The sequence below is a fragment of the Pseudomonas sp. R5(2019) genome (assembly GCF_009905435.1).
Classification (GTDB): domain Bacteria; phylum Pseudomonadota; class Gammaproteobacteria; order Pseudomonadales; family Pseudomonadaceae; genus Aquipseudomonas.
On the sequence record NZ_JAAAMT010000019.1, the window covers coordinates 1 to 17,381 of the forward strand.

At 62.2% G+C, this 17,381-nt stretch carries 14 protein-coding genes and 5 pseudogenes; 14 read left to right on the plus strand and 5 right to left on the minus strand.

What is annotated here, in order from left to right:
• Both GUY40_RS14205 and GUY40_RS28320 read left to right on the plus strand, forming a co-directional pair.
• Positions 1–260 (plus strand): annotated as a pseudogene (locus GUY40_RS14205) (IS630 family transposase); the annotation flags it as partial.
• Between the two features lie 56 nt (positions 261–316).
• Positions 317–561, plus strand: a pseudogene (locus GUY40_RS28320) (integrase); the annotation flags it as partial.
• A gap of 13 nt (positions 562–574) precedes the next feature.
• Here the strand turns inward: GUY40_RS28320 and GUY40_RS14210 are convergent.
• A pseudogene (locus tag GUY40_RS14210) lies at positions 575–778 on the minus strand (flavin reductase family protein); the annotation flags it as partial.
• A gap of 198 nt (positions 779–976) precedes the next feature.
• Between GUY40_RS14210 and GUY40_RS14215 the strand changes: the two are divergent.
• Together GUY40_RS14215 and GUY40_RS14220 are read left to right on the plus strand one after the other, a co-directional pair.
• A pseudogene (locus tag GUY40_RS14215) lies at positions 977–1,402 on the plus strand (aldehyde dehydrogenase family protein); the annotation flags it as partial.
• Between the two features lie 201 nt (positions 1,403–1,603).
• Positions 1,604–3,181 carry an amidase gene (locus tag GUY40_RS14220; protein WP_256675749.1) on the plus strand — a complete coding sequence of 526 codons (1,578 nt, stop codon included), beginning with the start codon at positions 1,604–1,606 and terminating at the stop codon, positions 3,179–3,181.
• A 303-nt stretch (positions 3,182–3,484) separates the two neighbouring features.
• Here GUY40_RS14220 and dmpG read toward each other — a convergent pair whose 3' ends face one another.
• The 3 genes from dmpG to GUY40_RS14235 are packed head-to-tail and all read right to left on the minus strand — an operon-like array spanning position 3,485 to position 6,807.
• Positions 3,485–4,507, minus strand: a complete 1,023-nt coding sequence (gene dmpG, locus GUY40_RS14225) for a 4-hydroxy-2-oxovalerate aldolase (RefSeq protein ID WP_166569577.1) — start codon at positions 4,505–4,507, stop codon at positions 3,485–3,487.
• A gap of 11 nt (positions 4,508–4,518) precedes the next feature.
• A complete protein-coding gene (locus tag GUY40_RS14230) occupies positions 4,519–5,457 on the minus strand; it encodes an acetaldehyde dehydrogenase (acetylating) (RefSeq protein WP_166569578.1) in 939 nt (312 codons plus the stop codon).
• Positions 5,458–5,499: 42 nt separating this feature from the next.
• The gene (locus tag GUY40_RS14235) at positions 5,500–6,807 is read right to left on the minus strand and encodes an MFS transporter (RefSeq protein ID WP_166569579.1); all 1,308 of its coding nucleotides are present in this window, start codon (positions 6,805–6,807) and stop codon (positions 5,500–5,502) included.
• A gap of 199 nt (positions 6,808–7,006) precedes the next feature.
• Here GUY40_RS14235 and GUY40_RS14240 point away from each other — a divergent pair, with 199 nt between their 5' ends.
• The 8 genes and pseudogenes from GUY40_RS14240 to GUY40_RS28325 form a co-directional block, all read left to right on the plus strand.
• Positions 7,007–8,746: an IlvD/Edd family dehydratase gene (locus GUY40_RS14240; RefSeq protein WP_166569580.1), complete on the plus strand. Its 1,740-nt coding sequence runs from the start codon at positions 7,007–7,009 to the stop codon at positions 8,744–8,746.
• Positions 8,747–8,904: 158 nt separating this feature from the next.
• Positions 8,905–9,627, plus strand: a complete 723-nt coding sequence (locus GUY40_RS14245; RefSeq protein WP_166569581.1) for a FadR/GntR family transcriptional regulator — start codon at positions 8,905–8,907, stop codon at positions 9,625–9,627.
• A 58-nt stretch (positions 9,628–9,685) separates the two neighbouring features.
• Positions 9,686–11,104 carry an FAD-binding oxidoreductase gene (locus GUY40_RS14250; RefSeq protein ID WP_166569582.1) on the plus strand — a complete coding sequence of 473 codons (1,419 nt, stop codon included), beginning with the start codon at positions 9,686–9,688 and terminating at the stop codon, positions 11,102–11,104.
• 72 nt (positions 11,105–11,176) lie between these two features.
• A complete protein-coding gene (locus tag GUY40_RS14255; protein WP_166569583.1) occupies positions 11,177–11,416 on the plus strand; it encodes a type II toxin-antitoxin system RelB/DinJ family antitoxin in 240 nt (79 codons plus the stop codon).
• Complete coding sequence (locus GUY40_RS14260) at positions 11,406–11,705, plus strand: type II toxin-antitoxin system RelE/ParE family toxin (protein WP_166569584.1); 300 nt, start codon at positions 11,406–11,408, stop codon at positions 11,703–11,705. Before GUY40_RS14255 ends, GUY40_RS14260 begins: the two co-directional genes overlap by 11 nt.
• Positions 11,706–11,749: 44 nt before the next feature.
• Complete coding sequence (locus tag GUY40_RS14265; RefSeq protein ID WP_166569585.1) at positions 11,750–12,685, plus strand: LysR family transcriptional regulator; 936 nt, start codon at positions 11,750–11,752, stop codon at positions 12,683–12,685.
• Between the two features lie 79 nt (positions 12,686–12,764).
• Entirely contained in the window at positions 12,765–14,003 is a 1,239-nt protein-coding gene (gene lysA, locus GUY40_RS14270) for a diaminopimelate decarboxylase (protein ID WP_166569586.1), read from the plus strand.
• A gap of 584 nt (positions 14,004–14,587) precedes the next feature.
• Positions 14,588–14,989 (plus strand): annotated as a pseudogene (locus GUY40_RS28325) (HPP family protein); the annotation flags it as partial.
• Between the two features lie 193 nt (positions 14,990–15,182).
• Here the strand turns inward: GUY40_RS28325 and GUY40_RS14275 are convergent.
• Positions 15,183–16,046 (minus strand): LysR family transcriptional regulator, encoded by an 864-nt coding sequence (locus GUY40_RS14275; protein ID WP_166569587.1) that lies wholly within the window; start codon positions 16,044–16,046, stop codon positions 15,183–15,185.
• Positions 16,047–16,177: 131 nt separating this feature from the next.
• Between GUY40_RS14275 and GUY40_RS14280 the strand changes: the two genes are divergently transcribed.
• On the plus strand, positions 16,178–16,420 hold the full coding sequence (locus tag GUY40_RS14280) for an exodeoxyribonuclease VII small subunit (RefSeq protein ID WP_166569588.1): 243 nt from the start codon (positions 16,178–16,180) through the stop codon (positions 16,418–16,420).
• The gene (ispA, locus tag GUY40_RS14285; RefSeq protein WP_166569589.1) at positions 16,417–17,304 is read left to right on the plus strand and encodes a (2E,6E)-farnesyl diphosphate synthase; all 888 of its coding nucleotides are present in this window, start codon (positions 16,417–16,419) and stop codon (positions 17,302–17,304) included. The genes GUY40_RS14280 and ispA overlap by 4 nt, the downstream gene beginning before the upstream one ends.
• The last annotated feature ends 77 nt before the right edge of the window (positions 17,305–17,381 follow it).

Below are 17,381 nucleotides of genomic sequence, written 5' to 3' on the forward strand. Positions count from 1 at the left end.
CGTTTCAAACTGCACTTCACGCCGACCAGTGCTTCGTGGCTGAACGCCGTGGAAGGCTGGTTCGCGCAGCTGGAAAGGCGAGCACTGTATCGGGGTGTATTCACCAGCGTGGCCGAACTGAAAGTGGCTATTCGTCAATTTATCGAGGCCCACAATGACCTTTCGGCTAAGCCCTTCAAGTGGAACAAGACGGCTGAATCCATCATCAGTTCTGTAAACAAAGCAAAGCTGGGGGCGATAAAAATAAGTTATTGAATTAACCGCTCAGGACACTAGATCAAGGGTTTCAGCCTGTTTTTTGTTCCTGTGACTTCTTTTAGGGAAACTTTCAGCAGATGAAATCGAGACCAAGCAGATCCTCAAAACTTTGCAACCTACCTGGTCGACGAAAGCACGTACGACGGATGAAGTTCGAGGTCAGATTGAGCAGATTATGGATGCCGCTAAATCGAGAGGGCTGCGGGTCGGTGAAAATCCGGCTCACTGGCGCGGTCATCTGGAAACTTACTCAGCCGCAATGAGAAGAAGAAAGCCCGCAAGCGTATTCACCACCCGGCCCTCGCTTGCCGGCCCTGGTAAAGACCGGCAAGCTGCGGGCGTTCTTGGCCAGGCTCCAGAGCACCATCGGCGGGTTGAGCGAATCCGAGTTGAAGCTGTTGACGGTGATGCCGATCGGCGAGCCGTCTTCAACCTGGGTGGTGATGACGGTCACCCCGGTGGTGAAGGTACCGAGCGCGGTACGGAAGGCCTGGGAATCGAAGCTGCAGTGTACCGCCATGATTTGGCCTCATGGACTGGATTTTCGTGATGCCCATATTCCCGCCCCGAATGCCGCCAACATCGTCTTAACGGACTGACGAAAATGCCCGGGCATCGTCCAATCGGATGAGGCGTCAAGGCCGCTTGGCGGGCTAGCCTTGCAAGCCATCAGGTGATGGCGTTGCCTGCCTGTCACGTACCTCAGGAGGGGTCAGCTATGCCTTCAGCAGCGTCAACCGTCGCGCAACTCTCGGCGTTACTGACGGACCAGAAAGCCGCGTTCATCGCCGCCGGCGCCGTCAGTGCCCAGGTGCATCGGGCCCGCATCCAGCGCGTGATCGAGCTGTTGGTCACCCACCACCGTGCCCTGGCGCAGGCCATGGACGACGATTTCGGCGGTCGGCCCCTGGGCTTTTCCCTGATGAACGACGTGCCTGGATCGCTGGCCTCGCTCAAGGACGCCCGCGACCATCTCGAAGGCTGGATGCAGGATGAGGCGCGTCAACCGTTCTCTCCCTACGACCAGCTCGGGGCCAAGGCCTGAGTCATGTATCCGCCCAAGGGCACCGTGGGTATTCTCGGCACCTGGAATGCGCCGCTGTACACCTTGCTCAGCCCTCTGGGTTATGCATCGCCCGCTGGCCTTGTATTACTTCGCGAGGACGCCGTCGAGCAGCGCCATGTGCTGGAAGCACAGTCTCTCCGGCGGCGTCGCCGGGAGTGGGGAGTATTGCCACCCTACGGCGAACACTTCCTGCCCGCTACGGAGGCGATGATCACGGCCGACTGAGCCGTACCGCTCGGATGTCTGTCCCCAATAACAATATTCACGAGAGAACAACCCTTGGAAAAGACCGTCCTGCCTCCCGTCACCACCCCTGAGCCCTCGACGGGCTGGGCCCGCCGCGACGTCCTCAAGGCCAGCGCACTGACCCTCGGCGTCGGCCTGCTCGGCCGTTTTGCCGATGCCAAGGCGGCCGGCATCAGCGCCAGCGACTATGCGGGCATGGACGCCTGGGACATGGCCCATGCCGTGCGCGCCGGCGAATTGAGCGGCGAAGATCTGCTGGCGGCGGCCATGGCCCGCTGCGATGCGCTGAACCCGAAAGTCAACGCCGTGGTCATGCGTCACGACGACTATGCGCGAGCGTTGCTGGCCGCTCGACGGGCGGCGGGCGACGCGGCCAAGGGGCCGCTGGCCGGGGTGCCAATCCTGCTCAAGGACCTCAACACCTTCCTGCAAGGCACCACCACCACCCAGGGCAGCCGACTGTTCAAGGATGCCCCGCCGGCCGCTCAAACCAGTACCCTGATCGCCCGTTACCAGGCGGCCGGTGCTGTGCCGTTTGGCAAGACCGCAGCGCCCGAGTTCGGCCTGACCACTACCACCGAATCCAAACTCTGGGGTCAGACGCGCAACCCGTGGAACCTGGCCATGAGTGCCGGCGGTTCTTCTGGCGGCGCCGCATCAGCCGTGGCCGCGGGTATCCTACCCGTGGCCCATGCCACCGACGGTGGCGGTTCGATTCGTATTCCGGCCTCCTATTGCGGGGTCATCGGCCTCAAGCCCAGCCGCTATCGCACGCCGAGCGGGCCGGGCCGTTTCGAGGGCTGGTTCGGTGCCAGCGTCGGCAACGTGGTGGCACGCAGTGTGCGCGACACGGCGCTGTTTCTCGATGCCGGTCAAGGGCATGAGCCGGGCAGCCCGTACTGGCTGCAACCACTGTCGCGGCCCTATATCGAAGAAATCGGTCGCGAGCCGGGCAAGTTGCGAGTGGCGCTGGTGCGCCAGTCGCTGACCGGCTCACCGCTGGACCCGGCCGTAGCCAAGGTGCTGGAAGACACCATCAAATTGCTTTCCGCCCAAGGCCATGAAATCGAAGAGCTGCGCCTGCCGATCGACCCGCAGCAACTGTTCGGTGCCCACGGCGCCGTGACCGGCACGGCGTTGCTGAGCATGGTTCATGAACGTGAACAGGCCTTTGGCCGGGTCGCCACCGCGGACGACCTGGAGAACATCACCCGTGAAGTTCTGACGCGCGCTTCCAAGGTGACGGGGGAGGGGCTGTTTCGCTCCCGGCACTCCTTCGAAACCATTAGCGCGGCCATGGAGCAGCAGTTCGAGCGTTTCGACGTGATCCTCTCGCCGGTCACCGCCAACCTTACGCCGGCCCTGGGCGAGTTGTCCCTCGACCAGCCCTGGGAAAGCTACGCCCACCGCGCCATGGGCAGCGCCGCGTTCACGGTGCTGGCCAACGTCAGCGGCCAGCCGGCGATTTCGCTGCCATTGGGCATGAGCGACAACGGTTTGCCAGTGGGCATGATGTTTACCGCCCGTATTGGTGGTGAAGATGTGCTGCTGCGTTTGGCTGCGCAGCTTGAGAAGGTCAAGCCTTGGGCGGGGCGACGCGCGCTGGTGTGAAAGGAGGGCGTCAGGGAGGGCACCGTTTTTTTGTGGGGGGTGGGCGTGCAAAGTTTGGAGAATCTGGAGGAGTTGAAACCTTGGCTTTATGAGTGACGCAGCTCACAAATGCTGAGCGGGGAATGTGGGAGTAGTGCTTGCCGGGACGCCAGACCGTCGGTCTCAAGCTATGTCGTCAATAGCCGCGTCTACCCGGCGAATTTTCTATCAATTTCGCCGGCCTCATCGCTAGCAAGCTCTGCTCCCACAGGCGTACGGCTCAGCTTCGGGGACCATTCAACATCTGCAGCCCTGTGCGAACCGTCACCCTTGCTTGAGCAAATCCAGCGCCACATCCACAATCATGTCTTCCTGCCCGCCGACCATCCTGCGCTTGCCCAGTTCGACCAGGATATCCACCGTCTTCAACCCGTACTTGGCCGCCGCCAGTTCCGAGTGACGCAGGAAGCTTGAGTAAACCCCCGCATACCCCAGCGCCAGCGATTCGCGATCGACCCGCACCGGGCGGTCTTGCAGCGGGCGGACGAGGTCATCGGCCGCGTCCATCAGGGTGTACAGGTCGGTGCCGTGGTTCCAGCCCAGCCGTTCAGCGGCCGCGATGAAGACTTCCAGCGGCGCGTTGCCGGCACCGGCGCCCATGCCGGCGAGGCTGGCGTCGATGCGGTCGCAGCCCTCTTCGACCGCGGTGATCGAGTTGGCCACACCCAGTGACAGGTTGTGGTGGGCGTGCATGCCGGTTTCGGTTTCGGGCTTGAGCACGGCCTTGAACGCGCGGAAGCGGTCACGCACGTCCTGCATGTTCATCGCGCCACCGGAGTCGGCCATGTAGACGCAGGTGGCGCCGTAGCTTTCCATCCGTTTTGCCTGTCGGGCCAGTTCGTCCGGCGCGATCATGTGGCTCATCATCAGGAAGCCGACCGTGTCCATGCCCAGCTCCCGGGCGAACTCGATGTGCTGTTTGGAGACGTCGGCTTCGGTGCAGTGGGTCGCCACCCGGACCACTCGGGCGCCAGCGTCGTATGCGGCCTTGAGGTCGTGGACGGTGCCAATGCCAGGCAACAGCAAGGTGGTGATTTTCGCGTGGCTGATCACGTCCGCCACGGCTTCGATCCACTCAAGGTCGGTGTGGGCGGCAAAGCCGTAGTTGAAGCTCGAGCCCTGCAGGCCGTCGCCGTGGGCCACTTCGATGCTGTCGACTTTGGCCTTGTCCAGCGCCCGGGCGATGTCCTGGACGTTCTTGATCGAATACTGGTGGCGCACCGCGTGGCTACCATCGCGCAGGGTCACGTCGGAGATGTAGAGCTTCTTGGCGGGATTGAAAGTCATGACGGGTTTCCTCAGGCGTTCAGCATCGACTGGGCCATGCGCTCGGCGGTGGCCAGCGCAGCCGAGGTCATGATGTCGAGGTTGCCGGCATAGGCCGGCAGGTAGTGGGCGGCGCCTTCGACTTCGAGAAAGATCGACGTCTTGAGCCCGGAAAATTGACCGAGCCCGGGAATCGTCAGCGGTGCGTCGGCGGGGATGACGTCGAACTGCACGGTTTGCTTGAGTCGGTAGCCCGGCACATAGGCCTGGACCGCCGCGGCCATTTCAACGACCGAGGCCTCCACCAACGCCTGGTCAGCCGCCTCCGACAGCACGAATACCGTGTCGCGCATCATCGGCGGTGGCTCGGCCGGGTTCATGACGATGATGGCTTTGCCCTTGCTCGCCCCACCGATCACTTCGATGGCTTTGGAGGTGGTTTCGGTGAATTCGTCGATGTTGGCCCGGGTGCCGGGGCCCGCGGATTTACTGGCGATCGAGGCGACGATTTCGGCGTAGTGGACCTTGGCCACGCGGGACACCGCCGCCACCATCGGGATGGTCGCCTGGCCGCCGCAGGTGACCATGTTGACGTTCAATTGGTCGAGGTTCTGCTCCAGGTTCACCACCGGCACGCAGTACGGGCCAATCGCAGCCGGGGTCAGGTCGATCAGGCGAATGCCCGGCTTCACCGAGCGCAGGTACGCATCATTGCGCACATGGGCACCGGCGCTGGTGGCGTCGAAGACAAAATCGATCTCGTCGAACACCGGCAGCCGGGTCAGCCCTTCGATCCCCTCATGAGTCACCGCGACGCCCAGGCGTGCAGCGCGGGCCAGGCCATCGGAGGCCGGGTCGATACCGACCATCGCGCCCATTTCCAGGTACTGGGCGTTGCGCAGCACTTTAATCATCAGGTCCGTGCCGATATTGCCCGGGCCGACGATGGCGACTTTCAGCTTTTTAGTCATGCAAATGCTCCAGAACGGCAGGCGTCCATGCCCGCCCGAGGGTCAGGACGCCTGGCGCAGCGCGGTGGCGCGGGCAGTCGAGGCTTTCTTTTCAAGCTGGGTGTAAACGATCCAGGTCAGCAGTACGCCGCTGAGCATGACAATGGAGAGGAAGTACAAGCCCGACGACAGGGTGCCGGTGTATTCCTTCAAGGCGCCGATGCCGAAGGGGCCGATGTAGCCACCCAGGTTGCCGAACGAGTTGATCAGCGCAATGCCCGCCGCCGCCGTGGCACCGGACAAGAACCGCCCCGGCAGTACCCAGAAAATGGCGGTGACCGAGAACAGGCTGAAGGCGGTCAGGCACAGCGCCGCCATCTGCAGGCTTGGCACGGTCAGCCAGGCACTGAGGAACAGGCCAACGGCGCCGAGGATGTACAACACGGTAAGGTGCCCGTAGCGATCATTGAGTCGGTCGGAGCTGCGCGGAATCAGCAACAGGCCGATGACGCCGAACACATACGGAATCGCCGAGATGAAACCGGTGGTCAGGTCGCTGCCACCGAACTGGTGAACCAGTGTCGGCAACCACAGGCCCAAGCCATAGGTGCTCAGGGTGCTGGGCAGGTACAGTAGCGCCAGAATCAGTACACGGCGATCGGTCAGCGCCCGCAGCGGGTTGGTGTGTTCAGTCTGGCCGTATTCCTTACGGTCTTTTTCCAGCTCGCCGAGCAGCCACTCGCGGTCGGCGACGGCCAGCCAACGGGCATCCTTGGGGGTATTCGGCAGGATCTTGAGGGTCGGCCAGGCCAGCAGAATCGCCGGCACACCGATGATCATGAACAGCCACTGCCAACCCGCCAGCCCCCACACGCCATTCATCCCCAACAGCCAGCCGGCCAAGGGCCCGGTGACCATCAGCGCGATGGGTTGGGAGAGGATGAAGAAGCCCAGCACCTTGCCGCGATTGCGAACCGGGAACCAGCGGGTGATGTAGTACAGCACCCCCGGGAAGAACCCGGCTTCCGCCGCACCCAGCAAAAAGCGCATGACATAGAAGCTGTAAGGCCCCTGGACAAAGGCCATGCCGACGGTGATCGCGCCCCAGGTGATGAGGATGCGCGCGAACCAGCGACGGGCGCCGAAGCGCTCCAGCATCAGGTTGCTCGGCACTTCGAAGATGAAATAGCCGATGAAGAACAGCCCGGCACCAAAGCCGTACGCCATGTCGCTGAGGCCGATATCGGCATTCATGTGCAATTTGGCGAAGCCCACCGCAGAGCGGTCGATGAAGGCAACCAGATACAGCAGGATCAGGAAGGGAATCAACCTGACCGTGAGCGTGCGAATGATCCGAGCTTCCGGATTCATAGTCTTCTCCAAATTGTTTTTGTTATGGAAAGTGTTGGCCCAGCCGCTTGGGGAAGGGCATGCATCCACCCGCCTCGACCAAGTGAGGCAAACGATATAGCAATACTATTTAGCAAGCAACTCTTTCAAAATGGCTTTCCATGGGATAGATTCACGCCACAAACCCGATATTAGTCATACAATAAGAGTTGACCGCGCCATGACTGAGAAAAAAACCACGCTTCGTTCCGCCCAATGGTTCGGTACGGCTGACAAGAACGGTTTCATGTACCGCAGCTGGATGAAGAACCAAGGTATTCCGGATCATGAATTCCAGGGCAAACCGATCATCGGCATCTGCAACACCTGGTCCGAATTGACGCCCTGCAACGCGCATTTCCGCAAAATTGCCGAGCACGTAAAGAAAGGCGTACTGGAAGCCGGCGGCTTTCCGGTCGAGTTCCCGGTGTTCTCCAGCGGCGAATCCAACCTGCGCCCAACCGCCATGCTGACCCGCAACCTGGCCAGCATGGACGTGGAAGAAGCCATTCGTGGCAACCCGGTGGATGCCGTAGTGCTGCTGACCGGCTGCGACAAAACCACGCCAGCCTTGTTGATGGGCGCCGCCAGCTGCGACGTGCCGGCCATTGTCGTGACCGGCGGGCCGATGCTCAATGGCAAGCACAAAGGCAAGGACATCGGCTCCGGCACGGTGGTCTGGCAAATGCACGAAGCCTATAAAGGCGGGCAGATCAGCCTCGACGAATTCCTCTCCGCCGAAGCTGGCATGTCGCGCTCGGCGGGCACTTGCAACACCATGGGCACCGCCTCGACCATGGCCTGCATGGCCGAAGCGCTGGGCACTTCGTTGCCGCACAACGCCGCGATCCCGGCGGTCGATTCGCGCCGCTATGTGCTCGCTCACCTGTCCGGCATGCGCATTGTCGACATGGTCCATGAAGACCTGCGGCTGTCGAAAATCCTCACCAAGCAAGCCTTCGAAAACGCCATCAAGATCAACGCCGCCATCGGTGGCTCGACCAACGCCGTGATCCACCTCAAGGCCATCGCCGGGCGCATTGGCGTCGAGCTCGATCTGGAAGACTGGACCCGCGTCGGCCGCGGTACGCCGACCATCGTCGACATGCAGCCGTCCGGGCGCTTTTTGATGGAGGAGTTCTACTATGCCGGCGGGCTGCCAGCGGTCATCCGCCGCCTCGGCGAAGCCGGTCTTCTGCCCAACCCCGACGCGCTGACCGCCAACGGCCAGAGCCTCTGGAAAAACTGCCAGGCCTCGCCGCAGTACAACGATGAAGTGATTCGCCAGATCGATAACCCGCTGGTGGCCGACGGCGGCCTGTGCATTCTGCGTGGCAACCTGTCGCCACGCGGCGCGGTGGTCAAACCGTCTGCCGCGACGCCTGAGCTGATGCAGCATCGTGGCCGCGCGGTGGTTTTCGAAAACTTCGACGACTACAAGGCGCGCATCGCCGACCCGGACCTGGACGTCGATGAAACCTGCGTGCTGGTCTTGAAAAACGCCGGGCCCAAGGGTTACCCGGGCATGGCCGAAGTGGGCAACATGGGCCTGCCGCCCAAAGTGCTGGCCAAGGGCGTCACCGACATGGTGCGCATTTCCGATGCCCGCATGAGCGGCACCGCGTACGGCACCGTGGTCCTGCACGTTGCACCGGAAGCTGCGGCTGGCGGCCCATTGGCAGCCGTGCGCAACGGCGACTTCATCGAGCTGGACTGTGCCGGCGGTCGCCTGCACCTGGATATCAGCGATGAAGAATTGCAAGCGCGCCTCAGCGACCTGAAGCCGGACACCAGCGCAAATATCTTCTCCAGCGGTTACAGCCGACTCTACGTCGACCACGTTCTGCAAGCGGACGAAGGCTGCGACTTTGACTTTTTGGTCGGTTGCCGTGGTTCAGAGGTGCCGCGTCACTCCCACTGATCCTTTGTGCCCGGTCCGACGAAAAACGTCGGATCCTGGCCTATACCCTGGCCTTCAAGTAATCGTAACCGAGGTGTTCGGGAGGTTTTCCATGACGCTGAATCAAGCACATAGCGATGCTATGATGCACGGCATTTCGCCAGAGCCACGCCGCCCCCATGGACTACCAGACTCCCAAGCCACGCAAGAGCATGCACGCCCAGATCGTTCAGGAACTGGGCATGCATATCGTCTCCGGGCGCTTCAAGCCGGAAGAGAAGCTGCCGCTGGAATCGACCCTGTGCGAGGAGTACAAGGTCAGTCGGCCGGTGCTGCGCGAGGCCACCCGAGTGTTGAGCGCCAAGGGCCTGGTGTATTCCAAGCCACGGGTCGGCACCGTGGTGCGGCCACGCGCGGAATGGCATTTGCTGGACCCGGATGTGCTGTTCTGGCTGATGCAGACCACGCCCCACAGCGAATTTTTCAACACCCTGGCGGGCGTGCGGCGGATCCTCGAACCGGAAATCGCCGCCATGGCCGCGACCACCGCCACCGATGCGGATGTCGCTGTGATCGAAGAGGCCTACCTGCGCATGGAGGCCGCTCGCACCAACAAGGAACGCGTGCAACCGGACCTGGACTTCCACCGGGCGATTGCCGACGCCACCCACAACGACCTGCTCGCGTACATGTGCAAGATGCTGTCGCTGCCGCTGCGCGAATCCATCACCGTCACCGACCAACGCCCCAACACCCCGCAGCTCAGCCTGCCGCGGCACAAGGCAATCCTTACCGCGATCAAAAACCGCGACGCCCTCGGCGCGCGGCATGCCTCGCTGGTGCAACTCGAAGACACCCGTGTCGCCCTCGATACCGTGATGAATGTCCTGACCCCGCTGTAACTGGCCGGGCCGGGGTCGCGGTCGCGCCGGGCGACTGGACTTTCCCATGGAGCCTGTCATGACCTCATCACGCCCTCTGCTGCACACCTTCCTCGACGCCATGAGCGACCTGCTCGGCGACCGCTTCAGCACCGCCCACGCGGTCCGCGAGCACCACGGCCGCGACGAATCGCTTTACGACCCGGTGCTGCCGGACGCAGTGGCCTACGCCCACAGTGTCGATGAAATCAGCGCCATCCTCGGCCTCTGCCACGCCCATCGCGTGCCGGTCATTCCCTACGGCAGCGGCTCCTCGCTGGAGGGCCATCTGCTCGCGGTGCATGGCGGCATCAGCCTGGACGTCAGCGCCATGGTCCAAGTGGTGTCCTTCCAGCCGGAAGACATGAGCATCACTGTCCAGCCGGGTATCACACGCAAAGCATTGAACGACTACCTTCGCGCCAGCGGGCTGTTTTTCCCCATCGACCCCGGCGCCGATGCCAGCATCGGCGGCATGTGCGCCACCCGCGCCTCCGGTACCAACGCCGTGCGCTACGGCACCATGCGGGAAAATGTCCTGGGCCTTACCGCCGTTCTCATCGACGGTCAGGTCCTGCACACCGGCTCACGGGCGAAGAAATCCTCGGCCGGCTACGACCTCACACGGCTCCTGATCGGCAGTGAAGGCACGCTGGGCGTCATCAGCGAGGTCACCCTCAAACTTCACCCTCAACCGGAAGCCATCAGCGCTGCCGTGTGCAGCTTCGGCTCGGTGCAAAGTGCCGTCCAGACAGTTATCGAAACCATTCAGATGGGTATCCCCGTTGCCCGCGCCGAACTGGTCGATGCCTTGGCCATCCAGGCCCTGAACCGCCATTTCAAACTGGCCCTGCACGAATCGCCGACCCTGTTCCTCGAATTTCACGGCAACGCCGCCAGCGTGGCCGAACAGGCCGAAACCGTTCAGGGCCTGGCTGATGGCAATGGCGGCACCGGCTTCCAGTGGGCCACCCAACAGGAAGAACGCAACCGCCTGTGGAGCGCTCGCCACAATGCGCTGTTCGCCTTTCTGCAACTCAAGCCCGGCTGCCGCGCACTTTCGACCGACGTCTGCGTGCCGCTGTCAAAACTCGCCGAATGCGTGGTCGGGGCCGAGGCCGACCTGCGCCAGTCCTACCTGCCCGCGCCGATCTTCGGCCACGTCGGCGACGGCAACTTCCACGTCTGCCTGCTGCTCGATCCCGACAACCCCGAAGAGCTGGTCGAAGCCGAACGCCTTAACCACGCCATCGTCCAGCGCGCACTGCAGGCCGGCGGCACCTGCACCGGCGAGCACGGCGTCGGCCTGCACAAAATCGACTTTCTGGTGCAAGAGCACGGCCAGGTCGCCATCGACACCATGCGCGCGATCAAGCAGGCGCTGGACCCGCATGGGTTGATGAATCCGGGGAAGATCTTTCGTCGACTCGACTCATCTCAGACATTCGGTAACGCATAAAGTCGGTCAGCGCTTGCTGAACAACTGCGCAAGCGCTACCGTGATTACAAACGTCATTACAGGTAACCGGCCATGGCCTCCATCAATATTCGAATTGACGATGAACTGAAGCAGCGTTCATTTGCCGAGCTGGAAAAGTTGGGGGTCACGCCGTCCGAGCTGTTGCGGCAGACGCTTCAATATGTCGCTGACCGGGGAAAGCTGCCTTTTAAACCGATGTTACTGAGCGATGAAGACCAGGAGCTTCTGGCCGTAGTTGCTGATCGACTTGCGTCGCCACAACGGGTCAAGGTTAGCCTGGATGACCTATAGCCTTGAGTTTGATCGACGGGCTTTAAAAGAATGGCAAAAACTGGGTGACACCTTACGCCAGCAGTTCAAAAAAAAACTGGCAGAGGTACTTGAGAATCCGCGAGTCGAAGCAAATCGAGTTCGTCATCTCCCTGACTGCTACAAACTCAAGTTACGCAGCGCTGGCTACCGCTTGATCTACCAGGTTCTGGACAAGGAAGTGATTGTATTTGTGGTCGCCATCGGCAAACGCGAACGGGAAGCTACCTATGAGGATGCTCACCTTCGTGTCGCACCTCGAAAAAGTTAACGCCTTGCGCCTATTTTCCAACGCATGAAACCAATCAAAACCCCATGATCAGCCTGCGCCACATCGAAGTCTTCCGCGCCGTCATGACCACCGGCAGCGTCACCGGCGCAGCGCAGTTCCTGCACACCAGCCAGCCGACCATCAGCCGCGAACTCGCCCGCCTTGAATACCTGATCGGCTTCGAGCTGTTCAAGCGCGAGCGCGGGCGGCTGCACCCGACGGCGCGGGCGGTGATGTTGTTTGAGGAGGTGGGGCGGGCGTATACCGGGCTGGATCGGCTGGTGGCGTTTGCCGGTAATCTGGGGGATTTCGCCGAGGGGCAGTTTTCCATTGCCTGCCTGCCGGCTTTTTCCCAGTCGTTGTTGCCGTCGGCCTGCCAGGCGTTTTCGCAGGTGAATCCGAATATCAGCATCGTGGTGGCCGCCTTCGACTCGCCGCACCTTGAAGAGCAGCTCAGTGCGCAGCGTCATGATATCGGCCTGACCGAGCAGGATGAGGCGCCTCGGGGCACGGAGTTGCAACCGCTGTTGAGTGTCGATGAGGTCTGCGTGTTGCCCGACGGGCATCCGCTATTGGCGCAGGAGCGGCTATCGGTGGAGGCATTTCAGGATCAGGCGTTTGTCAGCCTGGCCGCCGATGACAGCTATCGCCGACAGATCGATCAGATTTTTCGTGCAGCGGGTGTGAACCGGCGCATGCGCATCGAAACGCATAACGCAGTGTCGGTCTGTTCGATGGTGCAGGCGGGGCTGGGGATTGCGATCATCAACCCGGTCACGGCGCTGACCTTTCTCAATCAGGGCCTGCAGATTCGCCCTCTGGCGTTTTCGCTGCCGTTCAAGGTGAATCGGGTGCAGCCGTTGTATCGCCCTGCTACGCCTTTGCGTGAGGTGTTTCTTCAAGTACTGAACAGCGAGATCGCCGGCATCATCAAGCGGCTCTCGGCACTGGGCGTTCAAGCTCATATCAGAAATGAATGAGCCACCCAATTACAGGTATTTTTCTTGATCGAAAGCTTCTGTCACTGTGGCGACCTTGCTCAATTGCGGAGTTGCCCAGATGCATCAATTCACCGTCGCTCGCCTGCAACAGGTAGCCAAACAGCACCCGACCCCGTTCTGGGTGTATGACGCCGAGTGCATCCGCGCCCGTATCGCGCAATTGCGTTCATTCGACACCGTGCGTTTCGCCCAGAAAGCCTGTTCCAACCTGCACATCCTGCGCCTGATGCGCGAGCAAGGCGTGAAGATCGATGCGGTATCCCACGGTGAAATCGTCCGTGCACTGGCTGCCGGTTACAGCTGTGCGAACGATCCGTCGGACATCGTCTTCACCGCCGACCTGATCGATGCCACGACGCTGGCTGCTGTGCACGAGCATCAGATTCCGGTCAATGCCGGTTCCATCGACATGCTGCGTCAGTTGGGTCGTGCGTCCAAGGGCCACCCGGTCTGGCTGCGAATCAACCCGGGCTTTGGCCACGGCCACAGCAACAAGACCAACACCGGCGGCGAGCACAGCAAGCACGGCATCTGGCATGCCGACCTGCCTGAAGCCTTGGCCGTGATTCGGGAGCAAGGCCTGCGCCTGGTGGGCCTGCATATGCACATCGGCTCGGGCGTCGATTACGCGCACCTGGCCCAGGTGGGCGAGGCGATGCTTGCACAGGTGAAGATCGTCAAGGCGGCCGGCATGGACATGACCTCCGTTTCTGCCGGCGGCGGCCTGTCGATCCCTTACCGCGAGGGCGACAGCGAAGTCGACACTGCGCACTACTTTCAGCTGTGGGACGCAACCCGCAAGCAAGCCGAAGACATCATCGGCCACGCGCTGGAGCTGGAACTGGAACCCGGGCGTTTCCTGGTCGCCCAAGCCGGTTGCCTGGTCAGTGAAGTGCGCGCCACCAAACAGGCTGGCAAGAACCACTTTGTGTTGATCGATGCTGGCTTCAATGAGCTGATGCGCCCGTCGATGTACGGCAGTTACCACCGCATCAGCCTGCTGGCCGAGAATGCCGGCCAGCGCGATGTGGTCGACAGCGTGGTGGCTGGGCCGCTGTGCGAGTCGGGGGACGTGTTTACCCAGGGCGAAGGTGGCTTGGTACTGCCGCGCTCGTTGCCTCAGGTCGAGGTGGGGGAGTTGCTGGTGATTCATGACACTGGGGCTTATGGCGCATCGATGTCGTCCAACTACAACAGCCGGCCGTTGATTGCCGAGGTGCTGTTGGACGGTGACAAGGATGTGCTGATTCGCCGGGCGCAGCGGATTGAGGAGTTGTTGGCGCTGGAAGCGGTTTAAAGCCTGGCCTCCAACATTTGATTTGTGGGGGGCAGTGCTGGCCTCATCGCTAGCAAGCTCTGCCACACCCATCTCCAGTCCTGCCGAAATTGCGCGTGGTGCTTTTGATCTAGATGTAGGAGCCGGGCTTGCCCGCGATGGCATCACCCCGGTGTGCCAGAAATACCGTGGCGCCTGCATCGCGAGCAAGCTCGGCTCCTACATCAAAAAATTGCAGTCAACCATAGAATCTCCCACAGGGGTACGACTCGGCTTCTGGGAGTGCCACACGCTTTAACTGCACTATTTTTGCTGCAAAACTGCATTTTTTTGCATTTGCGCCAACATCGTCGCTTCTTCAGACTCTCAGCGCTTACCACGCCGCTTGCACCCAGCGGCACGGTTTCCTTTCCACGGACGGAACGCCTTGAGTGCCGCCCTATGGTGCGCAGCCCGGCTGACTTCAGCTGGCTTTCTTTATAGAGATGCGATTACCGACGATGATTCGCTCAATCACACAGTACCTCAAACAGTTCTCGCCCCCTGCCCTGCATATCCCCGCCCGCGAAAGCCTGCGCGCGTCCCTGGGCGCCCTGCTCGGGTTGATGCTCGCCAGCCTCCTGTGCACGGCTTATTTTGGCAGCTCGGTCACACTGCACCTGCTCGGCCCGCTGGCGGCTTCGGCAGTGCTGTTGTTCGCCGTGCACTCCGGTGCCTTGGCCCAGCCCTGGTCGATTGTCGGCAGTTACCTGGTCGCCACCGTGGTGGCATTGCTGATGGCTCATTTCTTTGGCCGATCGCTGCCGGTAGCCTGCGCAGCCGTCGGCCTTTCGCTCCTGATCATGTGCCCGCTGCGCTGCCTGCATCCGCCGGGAGGTGCCGTGGCGATGTGCCTGATGCTGAGCGATTCGACCCTGTCGGGCATGGGCGCCTGGGTGCTTGAGCCCGTGATGCTGAACGCGGGCAGCCTGTTGGCCGTGGCGCTGGTGTACAACAACATGACCGGCGTGCGTTACCCCAAGGCACATGGCCCGGCACCGGCCAGTGCTCCCGTGCCTGCCAGCGGCATCACCGATGAGGACATGGATCACGCCCTGGACGAGATCGGCGAATTTGTGGACATCACCCGCGAAGACCTGGAAGCGATCATCCTCGCCACCGAGAAACACGCCGCCCGCCGTCGCCTGGCCGAACTTGAGGTCAGATCAGCGGGCTCCAGCGCTGCGACCAGTCCCGGTCGCCCCGTACGACCTCGCGCAACACCGCGAAAGCCTGCTGCAAAATCGGAGTATCCCGTTCACGGGAATAAACGAGATAAATCGGGTAGCTGAATTCCGGCGTGCGCGGCACGCGCTCGAGCACGCCGCTGTCCAGGTAGCTTTGCACGACCCGGGTGCGGAAATAGCCCGAGCCGCCGTGCTCCAGGATGTATTGCAAGGCCAGCGGGCCAAGGTTGAAACCGACCGCGGCCTTGGCTCGGTCCGGCATTGCGGCGTCGTGGCGACGGCGAAAGTCGTCGCCCCAGTCGATATAAACGTAAGGCTCGGGCTGGGCAACCGAGCGGATCATCACCAGTTTCTCTTCCAGCACTTGCTCGACCTGCAGCCCCGGCCAGTACACCGGCTCGTAGACCAGCGCGGCGTCCAATCGGCCTTGTTCCAGCAGCCGCAATAAAATCTCACAATCGTGAATCTCGGTGCGCAAGCCATGGGACGGGATCTGTTCACGCAAGGCCTGCACCCAACTGAGCATCACCGGGTTGCACAGGCTGGCCTCGCCGCCGATATGCAACAAATTGCTATAACCTTCCGGCAGTGGCAGGTCGCGGCGCGCGGCCTCCCAGGTCTGCAGCAGTTGGTTGGCGTAAACGACGAACGCCTCGCCATCGGCCGTCAAGCGTGCGCCGGCGCGGTTGCGGACGAATAACTGGCAGCCCAGGTGGCCTTCGAGTTTCTGCACCCGGGCGCTGATGGCGGTCTGGGTGACGTGGAGTTTGTCCGCCGCCGCCACCAGGCTGCCGCAACGGACAATTTCCAGAAAAGTTCGAGCCAGGTCGAGGTCCATGGGAACACCCGCAACTAAAGGTGGCCTATTGTAGGGAAAATACCGCGCCCGGGGTGCTTCCTGCCGATTTGCCCCTGTGCCCTGGCTCTGCTAGTGTCGCGCCCGTTAAAAACCTCACCGAGATCGCCACCATGGCCCGAAAAAAAACCTCCGTTGATTTTGAGCAGTCCCTCGCGGAACTGCAGACGCTGGTCGAGCGCCTGGAAAACGGCGAACTGTCGCTGGAGGATTCGCTGACCGCGTTCGAGCAAGGCATCCGCCTGACCCGCGACTGCCAGGGCGCCCTGGCCCAGGCCGAACAGAAGGTCCAGCAACTGCTGGAGCGCGATGGCGAACTGACGCAAGAACCGTTCGACCCGGAACCCGCGCAATGATCACCAGCTACCAAGCCCAATGCCAGGCGCGCGTCGATGCCGCCCTGGAGCAGCTGTTCGTCGCCCCTTCGGCAGAACTCACCCGCCTGTACGAGGCCATGCGCTACAGCGTCATGAACGGCGGCAAGCGGGTACGCCCGCTGCTGGCCTATGCGGCCTGCGAAGCCTTGGGTGTGGACGCTGCACAAGCCAACGGCGCCGCCTGCGCGGTGGAATTGATCCACGCCTATTCGCTGGTCCATGACGACCTGCCGGCCATGGACGACGATGACCTGCGCCGCGGCCAGCCGACCACACACAAGGCCTTCGACGAAGCCTGCGCGATCCTGGCCGGCGACGGCCTGCAAAGCCTGGCCTTTACCGCCCTGCTCGACCCGCGCCTGAGCAGCCAGAGCGACAGCACGCGGCTGGCGATGGTGCAAACCCTGGCGCTGGCCGCGGGCCCGGCCGGGATGGTCGGCGGGCAAGCCATCGATCTGGGCTCGGTCGGCAAGAAGCTCGACCAGACCGCCCTGGCGTTCATGCACCGGCACAAGACCGGCGCACTGATCGAAGCCAGCGTCACCCTCGGCGCCCTGGCCAGCGAACGTGCCGAACCTGCGCAGCTGCAGGCCCTGCAGACCTACGCCAAGGCCATCGGCCTGGCTTTCCAGGTGCAGGACGATATTCTCGATGTCGAAAGCGATACTGCGACCCTGGGCAAACGCCAAGGCGCCGATATCGCTCGCGACAAGCCGACCTACCCCGCCCTGCTGGGTCTGGAGGCGGCCAAGGCTTACGCCCTTGAGCTGCGCGACCAGGCCTTGGATGCCCTGCGACCCTTTGACGCAGCCGCCGAACCACTGCGCGACCTGGCTCGCTATATCGTCGCTCGCCGCAGTTGATTCGCCGGTTCAGCGCCGGCGTCCTACGCCATGGTTACACCTGCGCGTGGGCAGTTGGCGCTGCTTAAGGTAAACTT